This window comes from Geovibrio thiophilus (assembly GCF_004087915.1).
Classification (GTDB): Bacteria; Chrysiogenota; Deferribacteres; order Deferribacterales; family Geovibrionaceae; genus Geovibrio; species Geovibrio thiophilus.
On sequence record NZ_CP035108.1, the window covers coordinates 2325170 to 2338830 of the forward strand.

The 13661-nt window shown below is 48.1% G+C and carries 13 protein-coding genes; 4 read left to right on the forward strand and 9 right to left on the reverse strand.

All coding sequences use genetic code 11. From position 1 onward, the window contains the following. Positions 1-34: 34 nt before the first annotated feature. From EP073_RS10805 to EP073_RS10820, 4 genes are all read right to left on the reverse strand, one after another. Positions 35-1486, reverse strand: coding sequence for a nicotinate phosphoribosyltransferase (locus EP073_RS10805; protein WP_128467157.1), 1452 nt, complete (start codon positions 1484-1486; stop codon positions 35-37). After that, complete coding sequence (gene pncA / locus EP073_RS10810; RefSeq protein WP_128467158.1) at positions 1483-2115, reverse strand: bifunctional nicotinamidase/pyrazinamidase; 633 nt, start codon at positions 2113-2115, stop codon at positions 1483-1485. The genes EP073_RS10805 and pncA overlap by 4 nt, the downstream gene beginning before the upstream one ends. A 191-nt stretch (positions 2116-2306) precedes the next feature. Beyond that, positions 2307-2504, reverse strand: a complete 198-nt coding sequence (locus EP073_RS10815) for a hypothetical protein (protein WP_128467159.1) — start codon at positions 2502-2504, stop codon at positions 2307-2309. Between the two features lie 231 nt (positions 2505-2735). Continuing rightward, the gene (locus tag EP073_RS10820; protein WP_128467160.1) at positions 2736-3044 is read right to left on the reverse strand and encodes a hypothetical protein; all 309 of its coding nucleotides are present in this window, start codon (positions 3042-3044) and stop codon (positions 2736-2738) included. A 592-nt stretch (positions 3045-3636) separates the two neighbouring features. Here EP073_RS10820 and potA point away from each other — a divergent pair. From potA to EP073_RS10840, 4 genes are read left to right on the forward strand one after another with little or no spacing between them, the layout of a single operon-like run. After that, positions 3637-4737, forward strand: a complete 1101-nt coding sequence (gene potA, locus EP073_RS10825) for a spermidine/putrescine ABC transporter ATP-binding protein PotA (RefSeq protein ID WP_128467161.1) — start codon at positions 3637-3639, stop codon at positions 4735-4737. Continuing rightward, complete coding sequence (potB, locus tag EP073_RS10830) at positions 4730-5593, forward strand: spermidine/putrescine ABC transporter permease PotB (protein WP_128467162.1); 864 nt, start codon at positions 4730-4732, stop codon at positions 5591-5593. The genes potA and potB overlap by 8 nt, the downstream gene beginning before the upstream one ends. After that, entirely contained in the window at positions 5590-6357 is a 768-nt protein-coding gene (gene potC / locus EP073_RS10835) for a spermidine/putrescine ABC transporter permease PotC (protein ID WP_128467163.1), read from the forward strand. The genes potB and potC overlap by 4 nt, the downstream gene beginning before the upstream one ends. Continuing rightward, complete coding sequence (locus EP073_RS10840) at positions 6354-7382, forward strand: extracellular solute-binding protein (RefSeq protein WP_128467164.1); 1029 nt, start codon at positions 6354-6356, stop codon at positions 7380-7382. The genes potC and EP073_RS10840 overlap by 4 nt, the downstream gene beginning before the upstream one ends. A 196-nt stretch (positions 7383-7578) precedes the next feature. Here EP073_RS10840 and EP073_RS14105 read toward each other — a convergent pair whose 3' ends face one another. The 5 genes from EP073_RS14105 to EP073_RS10860 all read right to left on the reverse strand — a co-directional run bounded on the left by EP073_RS14105 (position 7579) and on the right by EP073_RS10860 (position 13656). Beyond that, a complete protein-coding gene (locus tag EP073_RS14105) occupies positions 7579-7710 on the reverse strand; it encodes a hypothetical protein (protein WP_283808366.1) in 132 nt (43 codons plus the stop codon). A 77-nt stretch (positions 7711-7787) separates the two neighbouring features. Beyond that, positions 7788-9800 carry a polyphosphate kinase 1 gene (gene ppk1 / locus EP073_RS10845; RefSeq protein ID WP_128467165.1) on the reverse strand — a complete coding sequence of 671 codons (2013 nt, stop codon included), beginning with the start codon at positions 9798-9800 and terminating at the stop codon, positions 7788-7790. Then, positions 9793-11310: a Ppx/GppA phosphatase family protein gene (locus EP073_RS10850; RefSeq protein WP_128467166.1), complete on the reverse strand. Its 1518-nt coding sequence runs from the start codon at positions 11308-11310 to the stop codon at positions 9793-9795. The genes ppk1 and EP073_RS10850 overlap by 8 nt, the downstream gene beginning before the upstream one ends. Next, positions 11307-12830 (reverse strand): Ppx/GppA phosphatase family protein, encoded by a 1524-nt coding sequence (locus EP073_RS10855; RefSeq protein WP_128467167.1) that lies wholly within the window; start codon positions 12828-12830, stop codon positions 11307-11309. Before EP073_RS10855 ends, EP073_RS10850 begins: the two co-directional genes overlap by 4 nt. Positions 12831-12915: 85 nt before the next feature. Then, entirely contained in the window at positions 12916-13656 is a 741-nt protein-coding gene (locus EP073_RS10860) for a ParA family protein (protein ID WP_128467168.1), read from the reverse strand. Between the last annotated feature and the right edge of the window lie 5 nt (positions 13657-13661).

The window sequence follows — 13661 nt, forward strand, 5'->3', positions numbered from 1 at the left end:
CCAATTCAACGAAAAAAAATATCAAAACACGCTTTTAACTCATATGATCTTTTATTACGGACATTTTAAGTTTTTTAAGGTTGTTGGAAAGGCTCACTTTATATATATGGGGGTTGAGAAATCTTTTGTATGTACCGTGCAGAGCGCTCAGCTCCTGCATTGCGTGAGCCTGAATGCTTTTCAGCTCCGTTTTAGGCTCCGTCCTTTTCCCGTTTTCCATAACCTTGCGGAGAAGGAGCTTCGCTCCTGCGTAGTTTTCAAGGGTCTTGTATGAATACTCTATGGACGGGTGGTTCAGGCGGATCGGTTTTTTCTCCGCTATGAGCCCTTCCACCTCTTCCATGCTGTCCTCAAGAAGAACGAGATCCGCAAGCATCATCCCATCCTCCCCGTAAAACCTGTAAACATTCTTTATCCCGGGATTGGACATTTTTTCGGGGTTGTTGGTTATCTTCATCACTGAGGAGAAACTGCCGTTTTCCTCTTTTGCAGCAAGCTTATAAACACCAGTAAGAGAGGGATCTCTGTCAGCAGTCACAAGCCTTGTCCCCACACCGTAGGCATCAATGCTCGCACCTTCCCTGCTGAGCTGCTCAATGATCCATTCGTCCAGATCGTTTGAGGCTATAATTTTTGCCTCAGTAAAACCTTCCTTATCGAAGACTCTCCGTGCCTCACGGCTGAGGAAACTCAAATCACCGCTGTCCAGCCTTATGCCGTAATTTCTGCGCCCTGCCGCCTTCAGCTTGGCAAAAACCTTCAACGCATTCGGTACGCCGGACATCAGCGTGTCATAGGTGTCCGCAAGGAGAATGCAGTCGTCCGGATACATATCCGCAAAAGCCTCAAAAGCCGCACGCTCGCTGTCAAAGCTCATAACCCAGCTATGCGCCATCGTGCCTTTCACGGGTATGCCATATTCCTTTCCTGCAAGAACATTTGAGGTTGCCTTCACCCCGCCGATGAATGACGCTCTGGCGGCGGAAATCGCCCCATCCGTTCCCTGCGCCCTGCGGAGTCCGAACTCCATGACCGACGCATCTCCAGCGACACCGCAGACCCGTGCTGATTTGGTGGCGATAAGCGTCTGAAAATTTATGAAGTTGAGAAGAAGAGGTTCTATAATCTGCGTTTCAAGGAGAGTTCCCTTCACCCGCATTAAGGGCTCGTTGGGAAACACCACAGTCCCCTCGCTTACGGAGTGGATCTCGCCCCTGAAACGGAAATCCCTGAGATAATCTATAAAGCGGTCAGAAAAGTAATTCAGACTCCGTATATACTCTATATCGCTGTCAATAAAGCTAAAATTCTCAAGCGCATCCAACAGCGGGTCAAGTCCGGCGAAAACTGCATAACCGCCGCCGAAGGGATGTCTGCGAAAAAACATGTCGAACACCGCCTGCCTGTCGGGATCCCTTTCAAGAAACCCCTGCATCATCGTGAGTTCGTAGAAATCCGTCATGAGGGCGGAGTATGAGCACTTCATAACCTTACATCCGCCGACTGAACCACTCTTATTCCGGCTTCCTTCATGGCGGAAACGGCTTTTAACACATTCCCTTCAGGAAAATCCACACCCTTGCAGGCATCCTCTATCACATATGTCTCAAATCCCGTCTTCACAGCGTCCAGCGCTGTGTACATGACACAGAAATCTGTAGCGAGTCCGGTCACATAGACTTTCCGCACACCCAGTTCATTCAGGCATCCTTTCAGCCCGGTCGGTGTTACCCCGTCATTTTCCGTAAACGCCGAATATGAGTCTATATCGGGGTTAGTTCCTTTGCGGATGATAAGATGGAAGGCATCGGAATGAAGATCAGGATGAAAATCAGCCCCGTGTGTTCCCTGAATACAGTGATCAGGCCACATTACCTGACTGACGCCGTTTAATGCCCTCACGCTGAAGGGCTCGGCGCCTTCGTTGCAGGAGGCAAATGAACCGTGATTCACGGGGTGCCAGTCCTGCGTGCCGATTATAATCTCGAAGCTGTCGATAAGAGAATTGATGACGGAAACGACTCTGTTTCCGTTTTTTACCGCCAGCGCTCCGCCGGGGCAGAAGTCATTTTGAACATCCACAACTATAAGTGCGGTATTTTTTCCGTATGTCATATTTCACCTTAATTGACAGTCAGAATCTGTACATCCTGTCAGATTCTGACACACGCTCGCGGTTTGCAAAGCAAACCTTCGCCGCACGGCGCATGTCTGTACTACCAAGGCAAAAGCCACTTCCTGTGGTTTTGCCTCACACGCTCGCGGGCGGATAAACCGCCCTTCGCTGCGCACGGCGCATGTCTGTACTACCAAGGCAAAAGCCACTTCCTGTGGTTTTGCCTCACACGCTCGCGGGCGGATAAACCGCCCTTCGCTGCGCACGGCGCAGTTCCATCCATGGAACTGAACATAAAAAGCGTCATTGCGAACACGAAGGGTGAGGCAATCTCAAAGAAGACTGCCGTGTCTCTCCCGCTCCTCGCAGTGACGTAATACAACGCCATTCCGGGCATCCGCTAAGAATCCCGCAAAGCTGCCGTGCTGCTGTTCCGGCATCTCTCCCATGACCGCGCAAATAAAATAAAATATGTAAAATAACTATACTACCATTAATCTATATTTCAAAGGGGGAAACTGGATTTTTACAAAACTTGAAAGAAAGGAAAAATAAAGAAGCTGCCCCGCGGGACAGCTTCATCGAATGCTGTTCTATTTTTTTTAACACACTGTTTTAATTATTTGGCAACTCTGTTAAGGAGCATGCTGTCGAACTCTTCTTTAAGCTCATATGCGTTGCCGAGATATGTTATATCAACAGAATCGGCAAGGTAGCTTACTTCGTCAATCGTGAGGGAAGTCTTTTTAAATATATCCTTCGTACTGAGAACCCTTTCGCTCCACGGCTCGAATGAGTGCATGCTGAGAAGGTAAAAGTGCTCTTCCGTGATAATTATCCTTACTAGAATGACATTTCTGTAGGATTCGAGAGCTCTGTCATAAATCCTGAAAATATCACCCACACCGTAACGGGTTTTCTGTTCCATAATCGCATCACCTCTTACTCTTCACAATACACCATTCCATCGGCATTTCAAGACAGAATTAAAACTTTTTCATCAGTAAAACAATCACCTCCTGTTTAATAATAGGTGTATAATTTAACAACAAAATCATACACAAAACAGAACAGTTTTATTTCTTACAAAGTATTTATATTCAACAACTAATTTTCCTATCAAAAACACCTATACTCACTATAGGACATATGCTCAATATTCACCGCATCAGGGCATGTAAAAAAATTAACGATGTTTTAATTTTTTCAGATTAAATATTAACCTCAAGTTGAACATTCTTAAAACGCAGCTCCGCTTCTTTAAAAATACTGCACTTTCAGCCACGCTTTTTTTACCTTATTTTGTGTTTTTTCATCATTTTCATGGCTGTTTTATCACTTCTTTCCGTGTAATATGTTGATTTACGAAAAATATGACTGCGGAAACCTCGCCGAAGCGCACTTTTTCACACATGAAACAGAAGTTCCATAAGGCAATTTTGTCAAGAAACTGCAATATGTTACAGCAGTCCAACTGAAAAACTTGACAGAGTTTGTATATTTCCTGTAAATACAGCGGAATGAGACATAATACAGCGATAATCGAACTGAAGGACATAACAAAATCATTCGGCGAGAATACCATTTTGAAGAATCTCAATCTCTCCATCTCTGACGGGGAGTTTGTGACCCTGCTTGGTCCGTCCGGATGCGGCAAAACAACAATACTCCGCCTTATCGCGGGGTTTGAGCAGCCCGATGAAGGGAGCATACTGCTTGCCGGAAGCGACATAACAGACCTTCCGTCCAATAAGCGGCATGTCAATACAGTTTTCCAGAGCTATGCCCTCTTCCCGCACATGACTGTTTTTGAGAATGTTGCCTTCGGTCTGACAATGGACAAAATGTCCAAAACAGAAATCAGAACACATGTTGACGAGGTTCTGCGCATGGTCAAAATGTCAGAATACGCAGACAGAAAGCCCAGCCAGCTCTCCGGCGGACAGCAGCAGAGAGTGGCAATAGCCAGAGCTGTGGTGAAAAAGCCGCGTATTCTGCTCCTTGACGAACCGCTTTCCGCCCTTGACTTCAAACTCCGCAAGCAGATGCAGGTGGAGCTGAAACAGCTTCAGCGAAGACTTGGAATAACCTTCATCTTCGTAACACACGATCAGGAAGAGGCGCTGAGCATGTCTGACAGGGTTATAGTCATGGATGAAGGCGTAATTCAGCAGTCCGGAACCCCTAAGCAGGTTTATGAGCAGCCGGCGAATCTTTTTGTCGCCCGTTTTGTGGGAGAGATAAACATACTCGGCACCGTGGTGGAAAAGCACACCGACAACGGATTTGCCTGTAAAATAGAAGGATTTTCCTGTGAGATCCACACAAAGAAGCGCCCCTCCGAGGGAGCGAGGATAAATATACTGCTTCGTCCCGAAGATCTCCGTGTGGAGGAACTGGCAAAGGCGGAAAAGCCTGAGGCTGGCTCAATCTTCGGACGGGTAGAGGAAACCACCTACAAAGGCGCAACCCTTGAATCAATCATTGCTCTGCCTTCGGGTAAAAAGCTTCTCGCAAGCGAATTTTTTGATGAAGAGTACGAGGAGTTTGACTATAAGCTCGGTCAGGATGTGGCGGTAAGCTGGGTTGACGGCTGGGAGGTGGTGCTGGTCGATGAATGAGAGAAGCCTCTTTAAAACAGCAGTAATCACCGTAATTTCACTCTGGTTTCTGATATTTGTTTTTGTTCCGAATATACTTGTGTTCGGGGTCAGCTTCCTTGAGAGGCACGAAAACAACTTCGTGACATTCAGCTTTACGCTGGAGAATTATCAGAGGATCTTCTCCAGCGTGTATTTCACGGTATTCGCCGATTCCTTCAGGCTGGCGCTGATCTCCATGCTTATCTGCCTTGTCGTGGGCTATCCGTTTGCCTACAGGCTGGCGCGGCTCAAAGGCAGGGTAAAGAATATACTTTTCATGCTTATCATCATCCCCTTCTGGACAAGCTCGCTCATACGCACATACGCTATCATGATAGTACTCAAGACAAACGGACTGCTGAATACTGTCCTTTTATGGCTGGGGATAATAAGTGAGCCTCTGAACCTGCTCTACACCGGAACAGCCGTCACAATTGGCATGGTTTATTCGCTTCTGCCGTTTATGATTCTGCCCCTGTACGCCAGCATTGAAAAGCTGGACAAGGTGTACATCGAAGCGGCGGGCGACCTCGGCGCGGGCAAGATTCAGACTTTTATAAGGGTAATAATCCCCCTCACGATGCCCGGGATAATAGCCGGATGCACGCTGGTGTTCCTCCCTTCGTTCTGTCTTTTTTACATACCCGACCTCATGGGCGGCGCAAAGGATCTGCTTATCGGAAACCTGATTAAAAATCAGTTTCTCTCAGCCCGTGACTGGCCCTTCGGCTCCGCGGTGAGCGTGGTGCTCTCCGGCATTATGGCGGTGCTCCTCTTCGCGTACTACAAGAGCACTAAGATTGTGCAGAAGGCTTCTGAAAAGGGTGCGGTATGAACAGATTTTTCAAAAGCCTGTACATGCTGATGGTTTACCTCTTTCTTTATATTCCTGTGATAATCCTCGTGGTGAACTCGTTCAACTCGTCCAAATACATGACAGGCTGGCGCGGCTTCACCCTTGACTGGTACGGCAAGCTCGCCTCCAACACAATGCTGATCGACGCCGCCGTAAACTCGTTCACTGTTGCGTTCCTTTCCGCCTCCGCAGCGACAGTGCTGGGTACGCTGACGGCGGTAACGCTTTACAGATACAGTTTTTTCGGCAAAAAGCTCCTTTATGCCCTTGTATATGTGGTGATAATGTCGCCGGATATTGTTATGGGAATCTCCCTTCTGGTGCTGTTTGCTTCCGTGAAGATTGAGCTCGGTTTCTGGACCCTGCTGGTGTCGCACATAACCTTCTCCATCCCTTTCGTGGTGGTTACGGTTTTCTCACGCCTCAGCGGGTTTGACAAAAATGTGATAGAAGCTGCGAAAGACCTCGGCGCGGATGAAATGCGGATATTCAAATCAGTAATACTCCCCATGTCTCTGCCTGCGGTGGCTGCGGGATGGCTCCTCAGCTTCACCCTTTCGCTTGATGATGTTATTGTGTCCTTTTTCGTAACGGGACCGGGGTTTGAGGTTCTGCCTCTGCGTATATTCTCAATGGTTAGGCTGGGCGTAAAGCCTGAAATAAACGCGCTCTGCGCGATTATACTACTGTTTTCGCTCGTCATGGTTATGACGTCGCAATTCTTGATGAGGGAGAGAAAATGAAAATTTTCCAGATTATCGCGCTTACTCTCGTAATGACCGTATCGGCATTCGCCGCAGGCAAGGAACTCTACCTGTACAACTGGTCTGAGTATATGCCTGAGGAAGTAATTCAGAAGTTCCAGAAGGAAACAGGGATCAAGGTTATCTACAACACCTATGACAGCAACGAGGCAATGTACGCCAAAGTTAAGCTCATCAGCGGAAAAGGATACGACCTTATAGTTCCCTCAACCTACTATGTGAGCAAAATGAAGAAGGAAAACCTTCTTGCCAGAATCGACAAAAGCAAGATAAGCAACTTCAAAAACCTTGAAAAAAGCCTGCTGAACAAGCCCTACGATCCGGGCAACGACTACAGCGTTCCTTACCTCTGGGGCAGCACGGGCATTTCATACAACGCCGACAAGGTAAAAGACAAGGTTGACAGCTGGAGCGTGCTCTGGAAACCTCAGTACAAAGGCAAAATCCTTCTTACAGATGATGTGCGGGAAGTCTTCCAGATGGCTCTTGTCCAGCTCGGATATTCCGGCAACACCATAAAGGAAGCTGAAATAAAAGCCGCTTACGAACTGCTGAGGAAGCTCATGCCTTCCGTGCGCACCTTCAACTCTGAATCGCCCAAAGTGCCGTACATCAACGGCGAAGTGACAATCGGCATGAACTGGAACGGAGAAGCCTTCCTTGCGCAGGAGGAAATGCCCTCCATGAGATACGTTTACCCCAAAGAAGGAGTAATCCTCTGGATGGACAACTTCGCTATCCCCAAAAACGCGAAGAACATAAACGAGGCTCACACCTTCATCAATTTCGTTCTCAGACCTGACATCGCGAAAATAATCAGCGAAGAGATCGGCTACGCAACCCCCAACAGAGAAGGTAAAAAGCTTCTGGATGAGGAAGTGAGAAATAACCCGACGTCATACCCCTCCGAAGCCATTGTGGCAAAAGGCGAGTTTCAGGAAGATGTGGGTGACGCTATCCTCATATACGAAAAATACTGGGAAATGCTGAAAACAGGAAAATAACATAAGGGGGCTTCTGTCCCCCTTGCTTCAAAGTTCTTTTAAAAGCAAAAAAAGTATACCTTTGTGTAAAATCCTCCCCCGCCCTCCTTTACAAAAGGAGGGTGTTTTGCTCTTAGCGGCAATAACTTCCCCCTTTAGCAAAGGGGGATTGAGGGGGATTTTATAGATATGAACAAACCTGTTGCTGCACGGCGGCTTATTTCTTTTCAGGTTTGCAGAGGTGCTTTTCCTTGGCTGCTTCTTTGCCGCATTTGCAGATGTATTTGGGCTTTTCGCCGTCCAGCTTTTCTTTCCGTTCGGATTTTGAGAGTTCGCACATCTTTGCCATGACCGCAACCTTAATGAGATATTTATTGTCTTATTAAGATACACGCAAACGTTGTTAAACGCAACAGAAGCCTGCGTTTAATGCCCGATCTGCTTCCCTATGAAAAATTCCTGCGTGTTATGCGGCTCTTCACTCTCTGCGGGCTTCAGCTTTCTGTATGCCTCACCTTCCATCACCCAAGCCTTTGTATTGTCCTTTAGGTTGCTGGAAAGTATTGTCATCATAAATTCTTTGGCATTTTTATCAGTAATTTCAAAAAGCTGCTCGACCCTAGAGTGCATATTGCGCTCCATCCAGTCAGCAGTGGAAATAAACAGCCGTTTTTTGCCGCCGTGATGGAAAAGAATGATTCGCGGGTGTTCCAGAAAACGTCCAATGATGCTGCGGATTCTGATATTTTCTGTCAGCCCCTTCACTCCGGCAGTTATGCCGCAGATCCCCCTGATTATCATCTCAATCTTAACCCCCGCGCGGGATGCGTCATGGAGCTTCATGATAAGCTCCTTATCTATCAGCGAGTTTATCTTAATAAGCATCTCCGCCTTTTTACCTGCCAGTGCGTTTTCTATTTCGTAATTAATTAGCGAGATAAGCTTTGCCTTGAGACCGGTGGGAGCAACGCTGATCCTGTTCCAATCCGCATAGTCGGTATAACCCATCAGCATATTGAAAAGGTTGGCGCATTCATGCCCCACAGCCTCATCCGCCGTTATGTAGTCTATGTCGGTGTAGATTTTCGCCGTTGCCTCATTGAAGTTTCCGGTGGAGAGGTAGCTGTAGCGCACTATGCCCTGCGGCTCCTTGCGGATTATCTGCAAATTTTTGGAGTGGATCTTGAGTCCGGGTATTCCGTAGGTGACTATGCAGCCCGCTTCCTCCAGTTTTTTAGCCCAGCCTACATTGCGTTCCTCGTCAAAACGGGCTTTCAGCTCTATCACCACACAGATCTGCTTGCCCCGCCTTGCCGCCTCCGCCAGAGATTCAACTATGCTTGAGCCCCTGTTTGCTCTGTAAAGGGTCATTTTAACTGCCAGCACCTGTTCATCCACGGACGCGCGGCGTATCAGCGCCGAATTGAATCCGAAGTCATGATACGGACGGTAGAAGACATAGTCTCTCTCTTTAAGCCTTTCAAATATGTTTTCATCTGCCGTCAGTCCGTAAGGCACAAACGGCTTGTGTTCCGGATACATCAGCTCCGGATTGCCGTCCGTCAGAGAAAAAAGGAACGTGAGATCAAGGGGCTTATCCACGATATACACATCCTCGTTATCAAAGCCGATACGTTCCTGAAGGAACTTAAGCACCTCATCCGGCGCTGTTTTATCAAGCTCAACCCTGACGACATTCCCTTTCTTGCGGGAAGAGAGCTTTTTTTCAATGATTTTCAGCAGATCCTCTGCCTCATCCTCATCCACCGTAAGGTCGGCGTTTCTGGTGAGGCGGAGGGTGTAGCTGTCCATGACCTTATATCCGGGGTAAACCTGCGGCAGACAGCGGGCTATTATCTCCTCGCTGGTCACGCAGTATGTTCGGTGAAGGCGTATTTTAAAGACCCTTTGCAGGTTTTCAGGGATTATTATTATAGAGTAATGGGTCTCCCCCCCTTTTTCCAGCTTTACAAATATGCACTGGCGGAGGTTATATATAAACGGAAAAGGGTTCGCCGCACTCAGGGTAACAGGAGAGATAAGCGGCTGAATCTCATCATTAAATATGGATTCCACAATGTCTGAAAGCTCGCCGTCTATCTCCGGCTGAATGACTATATGGTGTCTGGCGCATTCCTTTATTACCTTGCGGAAGATCTTCTGCTGATCCTTCACAAGCCTGTGCGCGGTATCGGAAATTTTAGCGAGAAGCTCCTTCGGAGTGTAGCCGGAGACGTCCTTTATGTCGTATTTCGCCTCTACCTGATCATAGAGCCCTGCGACACGGATCATAAAAAACTCGTCCAGATTGGACGAGAAAATTGCCAGAAACTTCAGTTTTTCCAGAAGCGGAACACTGTCGTCGTCCGCCTCTCTGAGTACACGCTCATTGAACTGAAGCCAGCTTATTTCCCTGTTTATAAATTTATACTCACTCATAAAGTACCTTCATCTCCAGTTCAACGGGTATGCCGAAGGTTTCAAGGAACATCCCCTTCTTCTGGTCAAACCCGAGTTTTTCAAGGTAGGCGTGCTTTCTGGTTCTTGCTCTTATGATGATCCGGCTGCTCTGCACATCCACATCAACAGACTCCACAAGCTGCATATGGCTTGTGTCCAGTGCGTCCGCAATGCGGAGAATGCTCACCAGCTTTCTTATCGTCAGCTGTGTCTCCATATTCTGGTAGGAGAGCCTTGTCTCCGTGCTTTCGTCTGTACCGACTCTGTGCATCAGAACAAGGAAGGCGATTATTTTGATCTGCTCCTGATCAAGCCCGGGCATGTCAAACGCCTTCGCTATATAGTACGAGTGCTCATGGTGCATCTTCGCGTCTATGTAATAGCCTATATCGTGCAGGATCGCCGCCGACTCAAGAAGCATGCGCTCGCTGGTACCCAAGTTGTGGAGATCTCCAAGAGCGTCAAAAATCTGGAGCGAATAATCCGTAACGACTTTGGAGTGGGGTTCATCGAAGTTGTACCTCCTGCCGAGAAAGTACAGCGTATTCCTGAGCCTGCTTCTGAAGCCGTTGTCCCGGATATTGTTGGAGTAATATCTTGTAAGCACGTTCGGGAAAGATTTGCGGCTGAACTGCACCCTGTCCGTTCCGACGAACTGCATAAGTCGCAGATATGTTTCAAGCATCGGCACAAGCACCTTCGCCTCGCTGATCCTTATGCCCAGCATGGTCATATTCTCCTGCGATGTTTTGTCCTTAACTCTCTCGTAGAGCTCCTCAAGCTTGGTGCGGTGGAAGTAGTTCTCCTTCGGTTCAAAGATGAACTGGAGCGTGTTTACCGAACTGCCTGAGCAAACAAGATATTTTATCTTAGACGAACTGCCGAGAGACGAGTTGATGGTGTTGAACATTGTCTCCACGTACTGATTATACGCCTTGTACCTGCTGTGTATCGGCACCCCTTTGAAGAGCTGGCGCAGGCGGAGGCTGCCGTAAGGGAGCGAGCCGGAGAAAATGCTTGTATCGTCCTTGAGTATGTTTATGGACACGTTGCCGCTTGAGATATTGGCGAACAGAACCCCTCTTTTTTCATATGCCTCAAAGCCCTTGATGTCATTCTTCACGCCTATGTACTTTATGTAGATCTCATCAGACGGTTCTATAACATCAAGCTTCAGCCCAGTTTTGTTCATCACATGGTCTATGAGGAAATAGCGGTTGCGTGCTTCCCGCACCCCGCTGGTGCAGACGCATTTGTAGTTTTTTCTGATCCCGTACTCGTCCAGCTTGTGGCGGAACATTTGCAGGATGTTGGTAGCCTTGTAGACGCTGTCCAGCGTGATGTAGCCCTTGGTGAAAGTATCCTTGCCCAGTCCCAGAGGCTTGACAAGGGTTTCCATTATCCGCTCCTGCCCCTCGTTAAACTCCGAGATCTGCATTCGGAACGCACTGGCGCCTATGTTGATCGTTGCAAAAAGACCGTTTTTCATAAAATAATCAGCTCCTTCCCGCTTATCTCCTCCAGAAGATCCTTTTTCATCTCGAATTTTTTCTTTTCAAGGGAAAGATTGTATTCGGAAATCAGCTTAATCTCTATCTTCTTAGGCTTAACAGCAACTTCCAAATCCCTGACCAGAGATTTGTGCGACCTGTCCATAGCGTCCGCGGCACGGAGAATGGCGCTCATGGCTGCTGTCCTCTGCTGCTCGTTTTCGCTCATCATCTTAAAAAGCCTGTGTGATGAACGGGGCGGGCTTTTGCGGTGGTATCTGGCTATGTTGCCTATCATATTTATTTCGTCATGGTTGTAGCCCATGAGATCAGAGTTCGTTATAAGGTACTGGGAATGCTTATGGTGCTTGGAATATGAGATGTAGTTTCCTATGTCATGCAGGAGAGAGGCAGCCTCAAGCACCGCCCAATCATTCTTCTCAAGTCCAAGTTCAGTGTACAGACCGTCAAAGAGCTTCCTGCAAAGTTTTGTCACCTGCCTTGCGTGGCGCTCCTCAAAGGTGAACTTGTTGCCGATCTCAATGAGTCTGGCGTGGCGTATGTTGTCCATGTTCTGCTGAAAAGGAAGCTCAAGCCCCATTTTATTGATCGTGTCGATGGTGAGCCCGCTTCGCAAACCCCCGCTGAGGGTATAGAGCCCTTCACCGTCAATCTCTTCCAGCACGGCGTCAACCTGCATGGCGGCGGCGAGTATGATGTCCGCTCTTTTTTCCTCCATTCCGGGGATCTGCCTGCGTTCCTCCAGCGTCTTGTTGCGGATGTCGTTTATCAGTTTCTTGAGGTGCTTCCGCTCAAGGTATTTCACCGTTCTGTCCGCCCTTTGTCCGCACGCCAGATAATGGATAGTGGAGAGGTTGCCCATTGAGCCCCCCGTGCACACCACAAGGTCTATGGATTTGGGGAGTTTAAGCCTGTGCACCTCTTTTACGAGAAAATCCTTCAGCGTCTGATACTCCGTATTAGTAACGGGATCGTTTTTGAAAAACATTCTTGTCAGCCTGTTGCATCCAAGCTCCACGCTGTGAGCCTTTTCAAGCTCTCCTCTGTTTACGATGGAGTATTCGGCGCTGCCGCCGCCTATATCAAGCACAAGGGCGTGGTATTTGTTTATCTCAAAGTTGGCGGAAGCGGCTATGAAGGTATAGCGTGCTTCCTCCTCGCCGCTGATTATCTCAACGCCGAAGCCGCAGGTTTCCATGACCTTCTGAATAACCTCACTGTAGTTGGAGGCAGCCCTGAAGGATGCCGTGGCGACAGCACGCACCTGATGCACCTTCCAGTTGTCTATGATTGCGCGCACCTCTTTAAGGCTTTGCAAAAGCCTCTTGAGAGCATCCTCCGTAATCATGCCGTATTCAAACACCTCGTCACCGAGGCGTACGGATTCCTTGTATTCCTCAAGAATCCTGTAGCTTTTGTCCTTAACCTGTGAAACCTGAAGGCGGACAGTATTGCTACCTATATCCACCACGGCTATGTTTATTCCGTTTCCTAACATTGACAGCGACTACCCCGAAATTCCGACATTTGAATAAGCTACATTATATTACAAAACAGCCGTTTGTAACCATTTTAAGACTATTTTACAAAATATTTACAATTTCCTTCCATATGTTTCCGTAGCTCAGCGCAGCTTTGCTTTTCGGGCTGAACACACCCACAGGCGCACGGTGGAGCCCCATTTTCTCCACATCGGCGGAGTAGGGAACATAGCTTTCAAGGAGCTTCGCTTCCGTGAAATCAGCTCCGTCCATGACCTCACGGTGTATTTTCTTGCGTCTGTCCGCCATGGAGAAGAACAGAGCCGGAGTGACATCCTTCATTTTATTTTCCTTCAGAAAATCAAGCAGCATTTCGCATGTACGGAGTGAAAGCGTAGTAGGAATGAGAGGCACGGCGATAACGTCCGAGGCTCTCATTATACCCTCCGAAAGCAGAGTGATTCCCGGAGGCGCATCGGCTATGGCAAGATCATATTCTCCGCTTACGCTCCTGAACATATCCCGCACCGCCTTCTTCGGCTTGTCTGCCGCATCCAGAAACAGATCCATATTGCGGCAGGAGAAATCAGCGGGGATAATATCAAGATTATCAAAATCAGTGGCTTTTATCTCCGCCTCAAGGTCACTTTTGCCCTGAACCGCTTTCTTCATACTTTTGTTGAGTTTCGGCTTCACACGGAAATAGAATGTGGAAGCCGCCTGCGGGTCAAAATCCCAGAGGAGCGTCCGAAGCCCGCTGCGTGCCGCGCAGTAAGCCAGATTCACCGCCGCTGCCGTTTTGCCCACGCCCCCTTTTATGCTGTAAACCGCCAGTATTTTCATCAGCC

Excerpts from the sequence above, each read along its gene's own strand:
- EP073_RS10860 (WP_128467168.1), bottom strand. The coding sequence starts at position 13,656 with ATGAAAATACTGGCGGTTTACAGCATAAAAGGGGGCGTGGGCAAAACG.
- EP073_RS10850 (WP_128467166.1), bottom strand. The coding sequence starts at position 11,310 with ATGAAAAACGGTCTTTTTGCAACGATCAACATAGGCGCCAGTGCGTTC.
- EP073_RS10805 (WP_128467157.1), bottom strand. The coding sequence starts at position 1,486 with ATGAAGTGCTCATACTCCGCCCTCATGACGGATTTCTACGAACTCACG.
- potB (WP_128467162.1), top strand. The coding sequence starts at position 4,730 with ATGAATGAGAGAAGCCTCTTTAAAACAGCAGTAATCACCGTAATTTCA.
- pncA (WP_128467158.1), bottom strand. The coding sequence starts at position 2,115 with ATGACATACGGAAAAAATACCGCACTTATAGTTGTGGATGTTCAAAAT.
- ppk1 (WP_128467165.1), bottom strand. The coding sequence starts at position 9,800 with ATGAGTGAGTATAAATTTATAAACAGGGAAATAAGCTGGCTTCAGTTC.
- EP073_RS10855 (WP_128467167.1), bottom strand. The coding sequence starts at position 12,830 with ATGTTAGGAAACGGAATAAACATAGCCGTGGTGGATATAGGTAGCAAT.
- potC (WP_128467163.1), top strand. The coding sequence starts at position 5,590 with ATGAACAGATTTTTCAAAAGCCTGTACATGCTGATGGTTTACCTCTTT.
- potA (WP_128467161.1), top strand. The coding sequence starts at position 3,637 with ATGAGACATAATACAGCGATAATCGAACTGAAGGACATAACAAAATCA.
- EP073_RS14105 (WP_283808366.1), bottom strand. The coding sequence starts at position 7,710 with ATGGCAAAGATGTGCGAACTCTCAAAATCCGAACGGAAAGAAAAGCTG.
- EP073_RS10815 (WP_128467159.1), bottom strand. The coding sequence starts at position 2,504 with ATGGCGTTGTATTACGTCACTGCGAGGAGCGGGAGAGACACGGCAGTC.
- EP073_RS10840 (WP_128467164.1), top strand. The coding sequence starts at position 6,354 with ATGAAAATTTTCCAGATTATCGCGCTTACTCTCGTAATGACCGTATCG.
- EP073_RS10820 (WP_128467160.1), bottom strand. The coding sequence starts at position 3,044 with ATGGAACAGAAAACCCGTTACGGTGTGGGTGATATTTTCAGGATTTAT.